This is a genomic window from Pseudomonas viridiflava (assembly GCF_001642795.1).
GTDB lineage: Bacteria > Pseudomonadota > Gammaproteobacteria > Pseudomonadales > Pseudomonadaceae > Aquipseudomonas > Aquipseudomonas viridiflava.
Genome location: NZ_LKEH01000026.1, coordinates 190,302 through 206,694, shown reverse-complemented (window position 1 = coordinate 206,694; position 16,393 = coordinate 190,302). Strand labels below are relative to the sequence as shown.

At 59.6% G+C, this 16,393-nt stretch carries 13 protein-coding genes; 4 read left to right on the top strand and 9 right to left on the bottom strand.

Features of this window, described 5'->3' with window-relative positions:
* Positions 1-155: 155 nt before the first annotated feature.
* From AO065_RS13820 to AO065_RS13780, 9 genes are all read right to left on the bottom strand, one after another.
* Positions 156-1,130 (bottom strand): peptide ABC transporter ATP-binding protein, encoded by a 975-nt coding sequence (locus AO065_RS13820; protein ID WP_004887877.1) that lies wholly within the window; start codon positions 1,128-1,130, stop codon positions 156-158.
* Entirely contained in the window at positions 1,130-2,098 is a 969-nt protein-coding gene (locus tag AO065_RS13815; RefSeq protein WP_004887874.1) for an ABC transporter ATP-binding protein, read from the bottom strand. The genes AO065_RS13820 and AO065_RS13815 overlap by 1 nt, the downstream gene beginning before the upstream one ends.
* 10 nt (positions 2,099-2,108) lie before the next feature.
* Entirely contained in the window at positions 2,109-3,020 is a 912-nt protein-coding gene (locus AO065_RS13810) for an ABC transporter permease subunit (protein ID WP_004887873.1), read from the bottom strand.
* Positions 3,021-3,030: 10 nt separating this feature from the next.
* Positions 3,031-4,041 carry an ABC transporter permease subunit gene (locus AO065_RS13805; protein ID WP_004887871.1) on the bottom strand — a complete coding sequence of 337 codons (1,011 nt, stop codon included), beginning with the start codon at positions 4,039-4,041 and terminating at the stop codon, positions 3,031-3,033.
* A 71-nt stretch (positions 4,042-4,112) separates the two neighbouring features.
* Positions 4,113-5,708, bottom strand: coding sequence for an ABC transporter substrate-binding protein (locus AO065_RS13800; RefSeq protein WP_004887870.1), 1,596 nt, complete (start codon positions 5,706-5,708; stop codon positions 4,113-4,115).
* 66 nt (positions 5,709-5,774) lie between these two features.
* Positions 5,775-7,154 (bottom strand): OprD family porin, encoded by a 1,380-nt coding sequence (locus AO065_RS13795; RefSeq protein ID WP_004887869.1) that lies wholly within the window; start codon positions 7,152-7,154, stop codon positions 5,775-5,777.
* Between the two features lie 155 nt (positions 7,155-7,309).
* On the bottom strand, positions 7,310-8,911 hold the full coding sequence (locus AO065_RS13790; RefSeq protein WP_063921071.1) for an ABC transporter substrate-binding protein: 1,602 nt from the start codon (positions 8,909-8,911) through the stop codon (positions 7,310-7,312).
* A gap of 106 nt (positions 8,912-9,017) precedes the next feature.
* Positions 9,018-10,565 (bottom strand): HET-C-related protein, encoded by a 1,548-nt coding sequence (locus AO065_RS13785; RefSeq protein WP_004883122.1) that lies wholly within the window; start codon positions 10,563-10,565, stop codon positions 9,018-9,020.
* Positions 10,566-10,946: 381 nt separating this feature from the next.
* Positions 10,947-11,663 (bottom strand): SIMPL domain-containing protein, encoded by a 717-nt coding sequence (locus AO065_RS13780; RefSeq protein ID WP_004883124.1) that lies wholly within the window; start codon positions 11,661-11,663, stop codon positions 10,947-10,949.
* Between the two features lie 192 nt (positions 11,664-11,855).
* On the opposite strand from AO065_RS13780, the gene AO065_RS13775 reads away from it, so the two are divergent.
* From AO065_RS13775 to AO065_RS13760, 4 genes are all read left to right on the top strand, one after another.
* Positions 11,856-13,115 carry an ATP-binding protein gene (locus AO065_RS13775; RefSeq protein WP_004883125.1) on the top strand — a complete coding sequence of 420 codons (1,260 nt, stop codon included), beginning with the start codon at positions 11,856-11,858 and terminating at the stop codon, positions 13,113-13,115.
* On the top strand, positions 13,112-13,675 hold the full coding sequence (locus AO065_RS13770; RefSeq protein ID WP_004883127.1) for a response regulator transcription factor: 564 nt from the start codon (positions 13,112-13,114) through the stop codon (positions 13,673-13,675). The genes AO065_RS13775 and AO065_RS13770 overlap by 4 nt, the downstream gene beginning before the upstream one ends.
* An 89-nt stretch (positions 13,676-13,764) precedes the next feature.
* Positions 13,765-15,498 carry an ABC transporter ATP-binding protein/permease gene (locus tag AO065_RS13765; protein ID WP_032651355.1) on the top strand — a complete coding sequence of 578 codons (1,734 nt, stop codon included), beginning with the start codon at positions 13,765-13,767 and terminating at the stop codon, positions 15,496-15,498.
* 100 nt (positions 15,499-15,598) lie between these two features.
* Positions 15,599-16,348 (top strand): FadR/GntR family transcriptional regulator, encoded by a 750-nt coding sequence (locus AO065_RS13760; protein ID WP_004883131.1) that lies wholly within the window; start codon positions 15,599-15,601, stop codon positions 16,346-16,348.
* Positions 16,349-16,393: the final 45 nt, after the last annotated feature.

The following is a 16,393-nucleotide window of genomic DNA, read 5'->3' as shown; positions in this document are numbered from 1 at the left end:
AGGCGGCTTGTNNGGCGATGAACGATGACGCGATTTTCCTGACATACCGCGTCGACTGCATCGCCGGCAAGCCGCCTCCCACAGGGCGTGTGTTTATCCAGTGATTTGGGTAAAACGATGGGCTCAGAGCAGGCACACCGTTTTACAAGGCAGAATCACGCTGCGACAAACTGCTCCGCGTAGTGACAGGCCACTTGGCGGTTGTCCACCAGACGCAGTTCCGGCACGTCGGTGGCGCAGCGCTCTGTCGCGTAAGGGCAGCGCTTATGGAAGGCGCAGCCGCTTGGCGGGTTGAGCGGGTTGGGCAGCTCGCCGACGATCTTGATCTTGGGTTTCAGCGGATCAGGATGAATAGTCGGGGTCGCTGACAGCAACGCCTGAGTGTACGGGTGCAGCGGACGGTTGTAGATCTCTTCCTTGGGACCCATTTCCGCAGGCCGACCCAGATACATCACCAGCACGGTATCGGCGACATGACGCACCACCGACAGGTTGTGCGAGATGAACACGTAGGCCGTGTTGAATTCCTGCTGCAGGTCCATGAACAGGTTCAGCACCTGAGCCTGAATCGACACGTCCAGTGCCGATGTCGGTTCATCCGCCACCAGTACTTTCGGTTGCAGCATCATCGCCCGTGCCAGTGCGATCCGCTGACGCTGACCACCAGAGAACATGTGCGGATAGCGCTGATAGTGTTCGGGACGCAAACCGACCTGAGCCATCATCGCCTGCACTTTCTCGCGGCGTTCGCTGGCAGACAGGTTGGTGTTGATCAACAGCGGTTCGCCGAGCTGATCACCGATCTTCTGCCGGGGGTTCAACGAGGCGTACGGGCTCTGGAACACCATCTGCACGTCCTTGCGCAGTTGCTTGCGCTCGGACTTGCTGGCGCCAGCCACTTCCTGACCGGCAATTTTCAACGAGCCGGAAGACGGCTCTTCGATCAGGGTCAGTGCGCGGGCCAGTGTGGACTTGCCACAACCGGACTCGCCCACCACAGCCAGAGTCTTGCCCGCTTCGAGTTCGAAAGACACGCCATTGAGCGCGCGCACCAGCGCCGTGCCTTTGAACAGGCCGCGCGAGACTTCGTAGTGACGGGTAAGGTCGCGGGCGGTAAGTACGACGCTCATCACGCCACCTCCTGATTCAAGGGATAGAAGCAGCGCGCAAGGCTGTGGGCCTTGGGATCCAGCGCCGGACGCTGTACGCGGCAGTTGTCCTGCACGTAAGGGCAGCGCGGCGACAGCAGGCAGCCTTGCGGACGGTCGTAACGGCCAGGCACCATGCCCGGCAGCGTCGCCAGACGCTCGGCACCCATGCTGTGCTCGGGAATCGCTGCCAGCAGCGCTTCACTGTAAGGATGCGCCGGTACGTCGAACAGACCGGGCACCTGACCCACTTCCACGGCTTGACCCGCGTACATCACGCAGACCCGCTGAGCGGTTTCGGCAACAACTGCCAGATCGTGGGTGATCAGCACCAGCGCCATGTCCTGCTCTTTCTGCAGGCTGAGCAGCAACTCCATGATCTGCGCCTGGATAGTGACGTCCAATGCAGTGGTCGGTTCATCGGCGATCAGCAGTTTCGGCTCGCCGGCAATCGCCATGGCGATCGCAACGCGCTGACTCATACCGCCAGACAGCTGATGCGGGTAAGCATTCAGGCGTGCAGCGGCGCCGGGGATCTCGACTTTTTCCAGCAGTTCCAGAGCGCGCTGACGGGCAGCCTTGCCGGACATGCCCAGGTGCTGACGCAGCACTTCTTCGATCTGGAAACCCACGGTGTAGCTGGGGTTCAGCGCGGTCATCGGGTCCTGGAACACCATCGCCAGATCCTTGCCGATGATGCGGCGACGCTGGCGGGAATTGAGTTTGGTCAGGTCCTTGCCGTCGAAGTTGAGTGCGTCGGCGGTGATGATGCCGGGTGCGTCGATCAGGCCCATCAGCGCCATCATGGTCACGGATTTACCCGAACCCGACTCGCCTACGATGGCCAGAACTTCGCCCTTATCGACGCTCAGGGACAGGCCATCCACGACGGGTACGGCCTTGGCGTCGCCGAAGCGAACGTTGAGATTCTTGATTTCAAGCAGTGACATACGAATCTCCTCAGGCGGCGTTCTTGAGTTTCGGGTCCAGCGCATCGCGCAAGCCGTCGCCCATCAGGTTGATTGCCAGCACGCTGAGCAAAATGGTCAGACCGGGCAGGCTCACGACCCACCAGGCGCGTTCGATGTAATCGCGGGCCGAGGCAAGCATGGTGCCCCACTCAGGCGTCGGCGGTTGTACGCCAAGACCCAGGAAGCCCAGTGCCGCAGCATCGAGAATCGCCGACGAGAAGCTCAGGGTGGCCTGAACGATCAGCGGCGCCATGCAGTTGGGGAGCACGGTGATGAACATCAGGCGCGGCAGGGTTGCACCGGCCAGACGTGCAGCGGTCACGTAGTCGCGGTTCAGTTCGCCCATCACCGCAGCGCGGGTCAGACGGACATAGGACGGCAGCGAGACAATCGTGATGGCGATCACGGTATTGATCAGGCCAGGGCCGAGGATCGCCACGATAGCAACCGCCAGCAGCAGCGAGGGCAGGGCGAGCATGATGTCCATCAGGCGCATCACCGACGGACCCAGAATGCGCGGGAAGAAACCCGCCAGCAGGCCCAGCAGGATGCCGGGAATCAGCGACATGACCACCGAAGACAGGCCGATTAGAAGCGACAGGCGCGAGCCTTGAATCAGGCGCGACAGCAGGTCGCGGCCCAGTTCGTCGGTGCCGAGGATGAACTGCCACTGGCCGCCTTCCAGCCAGACCGGCGGGGTCAGCAGGAAGTCACGGTATTGCTCGCTCGGGTCATGCGGCGCAACCCAGGGGGCGAACAGCGCGCAGAACACGATGATGATCATGAAGATCAGGCCGGCAACGGCACCTTTGTTCTTGGAGAACGCTTGCCAGAACTCTTTGTACGGGGACGGGTAAAGCAGGCTTTGATCGACTGCTACCGAAGGAGTAGGTGTGCTCATATCGATGATCTCAGCGCTGGTGACGGATGCGTGGGTTGGCAAAGCCGTAGAGTATGTCCACCACGAAGTTGACCAGGATCACCAGGCAGGCGATCAGCAGGATGCCGTTTTGCACGACCGGATAATCGCGGGCGCCGATGGCTTCGATCAGCCACTTGCCGATACCCGGCCAGGAGAAGATCGTTTCGGTCAGGACCGCACCGGCCAGCAAGGTGCCGATCTGCAGGCCGAAAACGGTCAGGACCGGAATCAGCGCGTTGCGCAGGCCGTGGACGAACACCACGCGTGCAGGCGACAGGCCCTTGGCCCTTGCGGTACGCACGTAGTCTTCACGCAGCACTTCGAGCATCGATGAACGGGTCATCCGGGCGATTACCGCCAGCGGAATGGTACCCAGCACGATGGCCGGAAGAATCAGGTGATGAAGGGCGTCGAGGAACGCGCCTTGCTCATCGCTGAGCAGGGTGTCGATCAGCATGAAGCCGGTCACTGGCGGAATGTCGTACAGCAGGTCGATCCGCCCGGACACGGGCGTCCAGCCCAGCGACACCGAGAAGAACATGATGAGGATCAGGCCCCACCAGAAGATCGGCATGGAATAACCGGCGAGGGAAATCCCCATGACCCCATGGTCGAACAGGGACCCTCGCTTGAGTGCGGCGATCACCCCGGCCAAAAGCCCGAGGACGCCCGCGAAGATCAGGGCTGCCAGCGACAACTCGAGGGTTGCCGGGAACAGCGAAGTGAACTCGGTCCAGACGCTGGTGCGCGTACGCAACGATTCACCGAGGTCGCCCTGGGCGAGCTTGCCGATGTAATCGATGTACTGGGCATAGAGCGGCTTGTTCAGGCCAAGGCGTTCCATGGCCTGGGCGTGCATTTCCGGGTCAACCCGGCGCTCGCCCATCATGACTTCCACAGGGTCGCCCGGAATCAGACGGATCAGTGCGAACGTCAGCAGGGTAATGCCGAAGAAGGTAGGGATCAGTAACCCCACCCGGCGGGCAATAAAACTAAACATCTTGTGGTGTACCTCATCAGCCGGTCAGGCGTACCGCCCTTGCTCTTGTGGAGCGCAGGCGGTGGTTTTTTCTACTTCACCCCGGTCGTGGTGAAGTTGTTATTGGTCAGCGGGCTGATATGAAAGCCTTCGACATTTTTGCGCATTGCCACGAACAGCTTCGGATAAGCCAGGCTGATCCAGGGCTGTTCCTGATTGAACACTTTTTGAGCCTGCTTATAGAGGGCAGCCCGTTCGCTCGGTTCGGTAATTTTCCGGGCTTCGGTGATTGCCGCTTCAAATTCCTTGTTGCACCAGCGTGCATAGTTCTCGCCATTCTTCGCTGCATCGCAGCTCAGGTTGGGTGTCAGGAAGTTGTCCGGGTCGCCGTTGTCGCCGGCCCATCCTGCGAAGACCATGTCATGTTCGCCCTTCTTGGCGCGCTTGAGCATTTCGCCCCATTCCATGATGCGAATGTCGAGCTTGATGCCTACCTTGGCCAGGTCCGACTGGAGCATCTGTGCGCCCACCATCGGATTGGGGTTGGTCACCGCGCCGCCGTTACGGGCGAACAGGGTAAACACCTGACCCTCGGGTACGCCAGCTTCCTTGAGCAGCGCACGGGCTTTTTCCGGGTCATAAGGCGTGGGCTGACTCTCGGTGTCGTAGCCCATCATGGTCGGAGGGTACGGACCTACGCCTTCAGTGGCCTTGCCTTCGCCGAACAGCGCCCTGATGTAGGACTTCTTGTCGAACGCCAGATTGATCGCCTGTCGCACGCGAGCGTCGCTCAGGTATTTGTGCGAAGTGTTGATCGCCACATAGCTGGTCATCATGGACTCCATCTCGTCGATCTTGAGATTGGGGTCTGCTTTGATGTTGGCAATATCGTCAGGTTTTGGATAAAGCGCAACCTGACATTCATTGGCCTTGAGCTTTTGCAGGCGCGTGTTGTTGTCCAGCGTGATCGCGAAAATCAGCGCCTCACTGGGAACCTTGCCTTTCCAGTAATCCGGGTTGGCTTTATAGCGGACCTGAGCATCCTTGGCATAGCGTGTCAGGATGAACGGACCGGTGCCGATGGGTTTGCTGTTGAATTCGCCGGTCTTGTTGCTCTTGAGCAACTGGTCGGCGTACTCGGCGGAGTAGATCGAGGTAAACGGCATGGCCAGGTCACGCAGGAACGGCGACTCGGGGCGCGTCAGGGTGAATTTCACCGTGGAGTCGTCGACTTTCTCGACGCTCTTGAGCAGGTTCTGGAAGTCCATGCTCTCGAAATAAGGGTAACCGACCAGCGAAAGTGCGTGCCACGGGTGCTTCGGGTCCAGCTGGCGCTGGAAGCTCCAGACCACGTCGTCGGCGTTCATTTCGCGGGTGGGTTTGAAGTAGTCGGTGGTCTGGAATTTCACACCTTTGCGCAGCTTGAAGGTGTAGGTCAGGCCATCGGCGCTGATGTCCCAGCTCTCGGCGAGGCCGGGAACCGTGTCAGTCGTGCCGGGGGTGAAGGCGACCAGACGTTCGAGAATGGTTTCTGCCGAGGCGTCTGCCGTGACGGCGGTCGTGTACTGCGCGATATCGAAACCTTCAGGGCTGGCCTCTGTGCAGACCACCAGCGGCTTGGCCGAGACGGATGCAGCAGCGCTGAGCAGCGCAATGGCGATCGAAGCGCGGAGCGATAGCAGTTTCAATAGAAGCCTCCTTGATGCAATGCGAAACGGCGACCGACGTCATGCCGGTCGCCGTTTCCCGATCACTTACAGAATGTTGAACGGAATGGTGGTCACCAGACGGAACTCGTTGATGTTGCCATCAGCCTGGTTCTCGCTGGCGCGGTGAGTGGTGTAGGTCGCACGAATCGCGGTGGCCTTGAGCGGGCCGGATTGTACGGAATACGAAGTACCGATGCCGTATCCGTAGTGGGTTTCGCCGTCCATTGCCAGGACGTCGGTGTAGCCGGTGCCCTTGTAATGAGTACCGTCGATGTCCCAGCCGCGAGCCTGGTAGATGTTGAATTTCAAGCCTGGCACGCCGTAGCTGGCCATGTTCAATACATAGGCAATCTGCAGCGACTTCTCGTTCGGGCCGTTGAAGTCCGAGAGCAGGGAGTTGGCCAGGAAGATGGCGTTGGTGTCGTGGGCGTAGTCGAAGTATTCGTTACCCGCGACTTCCTGGTAGGCGATGCTCACACTGTGGGCTTCATGCGTACCGGTGAAGGACAAGCTGTAGGTGTCGTTGTCGATCGCGCCCAGTTTGCTTTGACCCGCATCTTTGGTCTTGTAGTAGTTCAGGTTGCTGCTCAGGGCAAAAACCTTGCTGTCACCCAGTTCGTGGGTGAAGCCGAAGTAGTACTGGTGCCAGAAGTCTTCGAGGTTCGAGGCATAGAAGCTTGCGGTCAGGCTGTCGGTTGGCTTGTAGTCACCACCGAACATGTCCAGACGGTCAGCGGTCTTGCTGCGATCGCCGTACTCGGAGCGGAACTTGTCCAGACTCTGTTCCATACGAGGGGAAACGCGATCAAAGCTGCCAGCCTGCAGGGACAGGTTGTTGAACTCGTCGCTCTGTACTGCGAAGCCCTGGAAGCTGGAAGGCAGCGCACGGTTGCCGATAAAGGCGATGACCGGCGTGTTGACAGACTGGCGACCCATGGTCAGCACAGTGTTGGAAACACGGGCCTTGACGTTGCCCAGACCCATTTTGCTCCACTGGCCTACTGCATCGCCGTCGCTGTCAGCGAGTGTGCGGTTGGAGTTGCCTGCGAAGTCGCCAGTGTCACGGTCCAGCGCGATGGCGTTGTATAGCGCCAACTCGGTAGAGAAACCGACAGTACCCTGAGTGTAGCCCGAGGTGTAGTTGACGATGGTGCCCTGCTGCCAGTTGATACGACGCGGCGTCTGCTTTCTCACGCCGTCATCGGTGTAGCCGAACGTGCTATCGCGACGACGCAGTTCATTGGCATACCAGTTACGTGTGGTGCCGGTCAGATGCTGATCTTCAAAAAAGCCATTGGCTTCAGCCTGAGCGTTCTTGGTGCTCAGCTCGGTCGGTACGAACGTCTGGCTGGCGGGCTCTGCCTGAACCATCGCGCCGAACGACGAGAGGGATAGAGCCAGTAATGCAGTGCTGGTTGTTTTCACGATGTACAGCTCCCTTTACTACTTTTATAAACGCCAGTTTTTTGAGTTCTGGCTTTGGTGATGCAGGGTTTAAGGCCCCGCCTTGTTATATGTTCTGGGCGCAGATGAATCGCTCGCCGCCAGAAGTGGCGGTGAGCGATATCGCTGTTTACGGGTTACTCGGTGACGCTGACGCCCGAGAAGTTGTTACGACCGAACGGGCTGACGTGGAAACCTTCCACTTCCTTGCGCAACGGCTGGTTGACCGTCGAGTGGGCAATTGGCGTGATCGGTACCTGCTCTTTCAGATAACGCTGCGCCTGCTTGTAGAGGTCGGTGCGTTGTTCCCGATCTGTCGTGGCAATGGCGGCTTTGATGAGCGCGTCGTATTTCTCGTCGCACCACATCGAGTAGTTGTTACCGCCGATGGCGGCGCAGCTGTACAGCGTGCCGAGCCAGTTGTCCGGGTCACCGTTGTCGCCGGTCCAGCCGATCAGCGAAATATCGTGTTCGCCGTTCTTGGTGCGCTTGAGGTATTCGCCCCACTCATAGCTGACAATCCGAACCTTGATGCCGATCTTGTCCCAGTCGGACTGGATCATCTGCGCCGACATGCGTGCGTTGGGGTTGGAGGCGCGCTGAACCGTCATGGCCCACAGATCGATTTTAGTGCCCGGCGCCACGCCTGCTTCCTTGAGCAACTGTTTGGCTTTGGTCAGGTCGCGGGGAGCGTCCTTGATCGTCGGGTCATAGCTCCACTGGGCTGGCGGCAGTGCGTTTTCGGCCAACTGGCCTGCGCTCTGGTAAACAGCCTTGATGATGGCCTGCTTGTCGATGGCCATGTCCAGCGCCTGACGCACCTTGAGCTGATCGAGCGGTGGGTGAGTCACGTTGTACGCCAGAAAGCCGAGGTTGAAGCCCGGCTGGCTCAATACCTTGAGCTTCGGATCCTTCTGCACTTCCTCGATGTCCTGCGGGCGAGGGTAGCCACTGACCTGACACTCGCCGGCCTTGAGCTTTTGCAGACGCACGGCGGCATCGCTGTTGATGGAGAAAATCAGGTTGTCGATCTTCACATCTTCGGGTTTCCAGTACTCGGTGTTACCGGTGTAACGGATCTGCGAGTCTTTCTGGTAACGCTTGAACACGAACGGGCCGGTGCCGACAGGCTTCTGGTTGAGGTCCTGCGCCTTGCCTTCCTTGAGCAACTGATCAGCGTATTCGGCAGACTGGATGGAAGCAAAGCTCATCGCCAGGTTCTGTACGAACGCCGCGTCGATGTTGTTCAGCGTGAACTTGACGGTATTGGCGTCAACCTTCTCGACCTGCTTGATCGTGGTGTTGAGGCCCATGTCGGTGAAGTACGGCGATTCGGAAGGGTAGGCCTTGCGGAACGGGTGGTTCGGGTCCAGCAGGCGGTTGAAGGTGAACAGCACGTCGTCGGCATTGAAGGTGCGGGTCGGTTTGAAATAGTCCGTGGTGTGGAATTTCACACCTTCGCGCAGGTGGAAGGTGTAGGTCAGGCCATCGGACGACACGTCCCAACGGGTTGCCAACCCTGGCTCCACTTCCGTGCCGCCGCGCTTGAACTGCGTCAGGCGGTTGAAAACGGTTTCAGCCGAGGCATCGAAATCGGTGCCGCTGGTGTACTGACTGGGGTCGAAACCTGCCGGGCTCGCTTCCGAGCAATACACCAGTGTGGTGGCTGCCTGAGCAAGAGGTGCGCAGGCCAGCAGGGCGGTGGTCAGTAGCAACGGTTTGAAGATGGTGTGTCCCATGGATCCCTCACGAAGTGCGGCAATGACCGTGCTGAGTGTTGACACGTCTAGTGTCGACAAAAGATGTAACACGATAGTGCCGCACTTGGTCGGATAGGGACAAATCTTACTTGCCGGTGATCTTTTTCCACAGGTCCGACAGCGACGTGCTTTTAAAGAAGGTATCCAGGAAGTTGTCACTGCTGTTTTCGAATTGCTGCAGCGCTTCGGACGCATGACTCTGGATATGACGATGAAGCTGATCCAGTTCGTTTTTCAACGTCGCGCGTCTGACCTGTTCAGGATGGGCATCGGCCCATTCCCGCACCAGCGTGTCTTGCCAGTAAGTGTCCATGGCGTGAGCGAAGAACCGCGCAGCGACCTGCGAAGGATGTTCGGTTTCGTCTGCAGAGTGCCACTGGCCCAGTACCGCCTGTCCAACCTGAAGCACGGCATGCCTGGCCAGCAGCGCAGCCGGTTCGTGCAAGGGGTGTTCGGCGTGGTCCTTGGCCAGTTGCGAGTGGGACGGATCTGTCGAACCGTTGGTATGAGGGTCATCGCCAAGCCCGGTCTGGAGATCGTCGATGCTGTTGCCAAGCATTGCCATCAGCCCCAGCAGGACGCTGCCCACGGCATTGCCAAGTAGTCGGCCGGGTGTCGCAATGAATGCATAGAAGCGTTCAACCTGCTCGGAAAAGGGCAGCAGCGCCCAGCCGTCACGTGCCTTCAGAAATTCCTCAAAGGCCCGAAGCAGGTTTTCGTCCGGGTGCTCGCCGAGCAGAATCTGGATGATCTGGTCGCGTTCATAGCGAACGCCCGGCTGCAAGGCTTCGAATGGCTTGTCCTTGTTCGGAAACAGTATCTTGCCCAGCGGTGCTGCAAGGCTGGCAATGATGTCGCTGCCGCCGAAACTTCCCGTCACCAACGGCAGACGGTGCCTGCAATCGGCTTCCGACGTCCACGGCAGCACATCGGTATGGCCCAGCTTGATCAGGCTCAGTTCGACGAAGTTGGAATGAGCGAAGAAGTCTTCGAGGATGTGCAATGCGGCGCCCATTGCCCTGAGCCCGTCTGTGGAGGACGGACCCGCCTCTACGGCGATGTCCAGATCTGCCGCCATGAGATCCACCGAACGCTGGAGGTAGCGTTTCATGGAAGTCTCGGGATCGACCTGCAAAATGGGATCGTCGGGCAGCGTCCAGTCGTCGAAGTCAGCGTCACGCGCTTTGGGGTTGGCGGGGGAAGGGTTGATGGCCCTGGGGTTGTCGATGTGTTCGGCGGCGCGATATACGCCCAGCCGCTGCGGTGTCACGATGAAGCGCGACCGGTCTATTTTCATCAGGTCGGTGAAAGCTTTCACGGCCAGCACGTCAACGATTTGCGTGAGGGCTTCGCGAGACAGCAGGTCAGGGAAACGCTTGGGCATGTCAGGTGCGCGGACAAGCTTGGGATCGACCAGTTGTGAATAGTCACGCAACCAGTTGCCGTAATGGATGGCGCGGATTTCGTCTTTTCTGAAACCGGCTGTTTCCAGAACGGCTTCAATCGAACCGTGGGTATGTCGGTGTTCGTCACCTTCACCGGCCTCGAATCGAAGCGGCGTCGGGAGCGGCTCGGCAACGTTGTCGTGCTGGTCTTGGGCGGGTTGGTGGCGTGTCGGGTCTTGAGGATTCATCCGTGATTCCTGAAAGTGGGGCAGGTGCTCGGGTACGCAGCAATGCCCGGTTGGGGAGTGCGGGGAAGTTTACGGATGAGGGGATTTGGTGAAATCAGCCAGCGCGGTTGATGTTGTAAGACACGGCCGAGGATGGCGGGAATTCTGGAGGTAATAGAAGGCGAAAAATGGACGTCAATCTGTGCCATTTGTGACGCGGAGCGTCACGGGATGCCTGCCCACGCGATGGGCATGATCAGTGTTGAAGCGGACTTGTGTATAACGATGAGCGCGGAGCATGGGCACGATCGTGTGATTGAGACCCCGATCGTTACCACGCTCCTGCGTGGTAACGCCGCTCAGGACGCTCCGCGTCCGCTCTCGATCCTGAGGACAGAGAGCTTATGGAACCGCCACCTCAATCACCCCATCTGCCGCCACGCTCACCTGACTGGTGCCTGCTTCAACGTCTGGCGTCGGTGCTGCGTCTTCTCGCGAGGACTTCATCATCATGGCCACTGGCGCGCGCAGGTATGGCTGCGGGTAGCCCGAGGTGTTGAGGTTCAGATTGACCAGCTTGTAGCCGGTGCCGCCCAGCGCTTCGGTGACCAGTTGCGCACGCGCCTTGAACGCCGTGACGGCATCCTTGAGCAGTGTGTCTTCACTGGCCTTGCGCGTGGCGGGCGAGATCGAGAAGTCCATGCCGCCCATTTTCAGATCGCCGAGCAGTTCGCCGGTCAGCTTGGACAGGGCCGCGAAATCGGCACTTTCCAGGCGGACTTCTGCGCGCTCACGCCAGCCGGTGATTTTCTGGCCCTTATCATCGTAAATCGGATAGCTGTTACGGCTGCCCTGACGAATTTTCACATCCTTGGCCTGACGCGCCTGGCCCAGCGCCTTGTTCAACGTCTCGGTCACCTGCGCAGCTAGTTTCGCGGGGTCGCTGTCCTGCGCTTCGGTGTACAGCGTCACCATCATCAGGTCTCGCTGGACTTCCTGATTGACTTCGGCGCGCAGGGAAATCTGGTTATAGCGGGCTTCTTCGGCCATGGCCGGCAGGCTGGAGAGGGTAACGGCAGCCAGCGCGAAGAGCGTGGTGGCAGGGCGGAGAGTGAACATGAGAACTCCTTGTTATAAGGCGGCCTTCGACGGCTGTCGGACGGCGCAGACTCATCAGACTGCAACCCTTGGGACTGGTTCCTGCACCCCCGACGCGCCCGACGATGCGGCGCGTTGACGCACTTTTCCAGTTTTATGCCGTGCTTGGTTATACTCGTTCCGATCCGCCTGGAGCGCTCATCAGGAGAGCTCATGCTCGCCCCCGTTCAAATGCTTTCAGCCACGCGTCAGAACCTGTGGCGCCTGACCTTCATCCGCATCCTGGTGCTGGCCGCACAAGCCGGTTCGGTGGGGATCGCCTGGCTGTTCGACTTTCTTCCGTTGCCGTGGCTGCAGCTGTCGATCACCCTGGGCTGCTCGCTGATCCTCTGTCTGCTGACCGTCATTCGTCTGCGCACCTCGTTGCCGCTGACCGAACTCGAATACGCCTTGCAACTGGCGCTGGACCTGCTGATTCACAGTGCGCTGTTGTATTACTCGGGTGGTTCGACCAACCCGTTCGTGTCTTATTATCTGGTGCCGCTGACCATCGCGGCGGCGACGTTGCCGTGGCGCTATTCGCTGATTCTCTCCGGCTTCGCGCTGGGGCTGTATACCTTTCTGATGGTGCAGTCCTACCCGCTGGAAACCTATCCCATTGCTCGTGAAAACATGCAGGTCTATGGCATGTGGCTGAGCTTCGTGCTGGCAGCGGGGGTGATCACGTTTTTTGCCGCGAAGATGGCTGAAGAGCTGCGCCGTCAGGACCAACTGCGTGCCGAGCGTCGGGAAGAAGGCCTGCGTGACCAGCAACTGCTGGCTGTAGCGACGCAGGCAGCCGGAGCCGCGCATGAACTGGGTACGCCGCTGGCGACCATGAGCGTGCTGCTCAAGGAAATGCGCCAGGACCACAGCGACCCGGCCCTGCAGGATGACCTGTCGGTGTTGCAGGAGCAGGTCAAACAATGCAAGCAGACCCTTCAGCAGCTGGTACGCGCTGCCGAGGCCAACCGGCGCATGGCGGTCGACTATCAACCGGCGACGCAGTGGCTGGACGAATCGCTTAATCGCTGGCACCTGATGCGTCCTGAAGTGAGCTACCGCTTCCAGAAACTGGGCAAGGACGAGGTGCCGATGCTCGCACCGCCACCGGACCTCACGCAGGCACTGCTCAACCTGCTCAACAACGCTGCCGATGCCTGTCCCGACGGACTGGAAGTCAATCTGGACTGGGACAGTACGGAAGTGTGCATCAGTATTCGTGACCACGGCGCCGGTGTGCCGTTGGCCATTGCCGAGCAGATCGGCAAACCGTTTTTTACTACCAAGGGCAAAGGTTTCGGCCTCGGCCTGTTCCTGAGCAAGGCCAGCGTCACCCGCGCGGGTGGCTCGGTAAAACTCTACAGTCATGAAGAAGGCGGTACGCTCACCGAGCTGCGACTGCCCCGTGACACGCGAGGAGAAGAAGCATGAGTGACGAAGAGATTCAGGTCGAAGGCGAAGAGTTGCCGCACCTGCTGCTGGTCGATGACGACGCGACGTTCACCCGGGTCATGGCACGCGCCATGAGCCGACGCGGTTTTCGGGTCAGCACTGCAGGTTCGGCGGAAGAAGGTCTGATACTGGCGCAACAGGACATCCCCGAATACGCCGCGCTGGACCTGAAGATGGATGGTGATTCCGGCCTGGTGCTGCTACCCAAGCTGCTGGAAATGGACCCGGACATGCGCGTGGTGATCCTCACCGGTTACTCGAGCATCGCCACCGCCGTTGAAGCCATCAAGCGCGGTGCCTGCAACTACCTGTGCAAACCGGCGGATGCCGATGATGTGCTGGCGGCCCTGTTGTCGGAGCATGCCAACCTCGACACGCTGGTGCCGGAAAACCCTATGTCAGTGGATCGCCTGCAGTGGGAGCATATTCAGCGCGTGCTGACCGAGCACGAAGGCAACATTTCGGCGACCGCACGTGCGCTGGGCATGCATCGCCGGACCTTGCAGCGCAAATTGCAGAAGCGTCCCGTGCGGCGTTGATGAAGCTTTTTTCATGGTGATCGTTCAGGCGTTTTTTTGCTTCATTGTGGTCAGGCATCGTTCTTTTGCAGACAGCGAGCCTGAATTACATGAAACGCAATGCCGAATATTCCGTCGTCAACGACACCGTTAAAGGAGCGTTTTTTCCAAGGGTCTGGAAACTGATTACACCGTATTGGCGCAGTGAAGAAAAAACCATGGCCTGGGTGCTGCTGGCCTCCGTGGTTGCGCTGTCACTGTTCAGCGTGCAGATGTCAGTGATGTTCAACAGCTGGTATCGCGAGTTCTACAACGCCTTGCAGAACAAGGACACGGGTGCTTTCACGCACCTGATCCTGTATTTCAGCGGCCTGGCCGCCATCGCCATTTTCGCCGCCGTGTATCGGCTTTATCTGACGCAGATGCTCACTATCCGCTGGCGGCGCTGGCTGACCGAGCAGCATTTCGCACGCTGGCTGGCGCACAAGAATTACTACCATCTTGAGCAGGGCGGTTACACCGATAACCCGGACCAACGTTTGTCCGAAGACCTCAATGAGTTCACAACCAGCACCCTGCACCTCGGGCTTGGCCTGATGAGCGCGGTGGTCAGCCTGGTGTCGTTCTCGGTCATTCTGTGGGGCGTGTCGGGAAGTATCGAGCTGTTCGGCATCACCATTCCCGGCTACATGTTCTGGGCTGCGATGCTCTACGCCATCGTCGGCAGCTTTCTGACCCACTGGATCGGTCGGCGTCTGATTCCGCTCAACAATCAACAGGAGCGCTACGAAGCGGACCTGCGTTATGCGTTGGTGCGGGTGCGGGAAAACGCGGAAAGCATCGCGCTTTCCGACGGCGAAAAGAATGAAAACCAACGGCTGAGCGGCCGGTTCTCGATGATCTGGCATAACGTCCTCACGTCGATGAAGGTGCAGAAGCGACTGACGTTCTTCACGTCGGGCTATGGCCAGATCGCGATTATCTTTCCGTTCGTTGTCGCAGCGCCCCGGTACTTTGCAGGCAAGATCGAATTGGGTGATCTGATGCAGATCAACTCGGCGTTCGGCAACGTGCAGGAGAACTTCAGCTGGTTCATCAGCGCGTATGACACGCTGGCGTCCTGGCGGGCGACCAGTGATCGTCTGCTGAGCTTCCGCCAAGCCATGAGCGACCACGAGGCTCAGGTCCCGTCCATTCAAAGGGTGCAGACCGGGAATGCGGTGGACCTGAAAGACCTGGGCCTGACGCTGGCCAGCGGTCGGCAGTTGCTTCAGGACGCGCATCTGCATATAGGGCAGGGCGAAAAAGTGATGCTCAGTGGCCGGTCGGGCAGCGGCAAAAGCTCTTTGCTCAGGGCGCTTGGCGGCTTATGGCCCAAGGGCACGGGCAAGATCGGCATACCGGAAGGGCGTGCCCTGTTTCTGCCGCAACGGCCTTATCTACCGATCGGTACTTTGCGTGAGGCCTTGAGTTATCCACAGCCGCCTGAAAATTTTCCGGCTGAACGGTACGCCGAGGCGCTACGCAAATGTCGCCTCGAGCCGTTGGTGGCGCGACTGGATGACAGTGATCACTGGCAACGAGTGTTGTCGCCCGGCGAGCAGCAGCGGATGGCCTTCGCCCGTGCGCTGCTGCTGACACCGCAGTGGCTGTACATGGATGAAGCGACCTCTGCGATGGACGAAGAGGACGAGGCGGCGATGCACCATGCGATCTTCGAAGAAATTCCCGGCCTGACCCTGCTCAGCGTGGGACATCGCAGCAGTCTCAAGCGTTTTCATGACCGGCATGTGCAGGTCGAAGGCGGGCAATTGATCGAGCGCCGGGCGTCTGAACCGGCCTGATGAGGCTTATGGGTAGCGGGGCCGAGCTTTTGGGGTGTGATCATACAACCGCTGAGCTATGATTGACGCTTGTTTAACTGTCCAGAGATCGATGTTGGATATGGAAAATCAAAGCGCTCCGCCCCGCGCCCGTAGAAAGCACCGCAGCCTTGCGCAGGAGCTGGTGACTGAACTGTCCGAGCGTATTCGCAGTGGACAGCTCAAGCGCGGCGATAAATTGCCCACCGAATCCGCCATCATGGAAGAGCAGGGCGTCAGCCGTACTGTGGTTCGTGAAGCGATTTCACGCCTGCAGGCGTCCGGCCTGGTCGAAACCCGACACGGGATCGGCACCTTTGTGCTGGACACGCCGAGCCCGAGCGGCTTCCGGATCGACCCGGCCACTATTGTCACCTTGCGTGATGTGCTGGCGATTCTCGAATTGCGCATCAGCCTGGAGGTCGAGTCCGCCGGGCTGGCTGCACAACGCCGCAGCGCCGAAGAGCTGGCTGCCATGCGTGCTGCACTGGACGCGCTGAATGAAAGCGCTGCTCACGCGACCGATGCGGTGGCGTCTGACTTCCAGTTTCACCTGCAGATTGCGTTGTCGACCGGCAACCGCTATTTCACCGACATCATGACCCATCTGGGCACCAGCATCATTCCGCGCACGCGGCTGAACTCTGCGCGCCTGGCTCATGACGATCAGCAGCACTACATGGACCGGCTCAGCCGCGAGCACGAAGAAATCTACGAGGCCATCGCCCGTCAGGACTCCGACGCCGCCCGCGCCGCCATGCGCCTGCACCTGACCAATAGCCGCGAACGTCTGCGTCACGCCCACGAAGAGGCCGAGTCGCAGCGCGCCTGATGTGACGCATAGCGTCACGGGCTGCATGCCCATGCAGAGCGCTCA

Bases quoted from the DNA above. Each gene is read 5' to 3' on its own strand.
- AO065_RS13785 (WP_004883122.1), bottom strand. From the start codon at position 10,565: ATGAATCCTCAAGACCCGACACGCCACCAACCCGCCCAAGACCAGCAC.
- AO065_RS13820 (WP_004887877.1), bottom strand. From the start codon at position 1,130: ATGAGCGTCGTACTTACCGCCCGCGACCTTACCCGTCACTACGAAGTC.
- AO065_RS13805 (WP_004887871.1), bottom strand. From the start codon at position 4,041: ATGTTTAGTTTTATTGCCCGCCGGGTGGGGTTACTGATCCCTACCTTC.
- AO065_RS13760 (WP_004883131.1), top strand. From the start codon at position 15,599: ATGGAAAATCAAAGCGCTCCGCCCCGCGCCCGTAGAAAGCACCGCAGC.
- AO065_RS13815 (WP_004887874.1), bottom strand. From the start codon at position 2,098: ATGTCACTGCTTGAAATCAAGAATCTCAACGTTCGCTTCGGCGACGCC.
- AO065_RS13770 (WP_004883127.1), top strand. From the start codon at position 13,112: ATGAGTGACGAAGAGATTCAGGTCGAAGGCGAAGAGTTGCCGCACCTG.
- AO065_RS13780 (WP_004883124.1), bottom strand. From the start codon at position 11,663: ATGTTCACTCTCCGCCCTGCCACCACGCTCTTCGCGCTGGCTGCCGTT.
- AO065_RS13765 (WP_032651355.1), top strand. From the start codon at position 13,765: ATGAAACGCAATGCCGAATATTCCGTCGTCAACGACACCGTTAAAGGA.
- AO065_RS13775 (WP_004883125.1), top strand. From the start codon at position 11,856: ATGCTCGCCCCCGTTCAAATGCTTTCAGCCACGCGTCAGAACCTGTGG.
- AO065_RS13790 (WP_063921071.1), bottom strand. From the start codon at position 8,911: ATGGGACACACCATCTTCAAACCGTTGCTACTGACCACCGCCCTGCTG.
- AO065_RS13810 (WP_004887873.1), bottom strand. From the start codon at position 3,020: ATGAGCACACCTACTCCTTCGGTAGCAGTCGATCAAAGCCTGCTTTAC.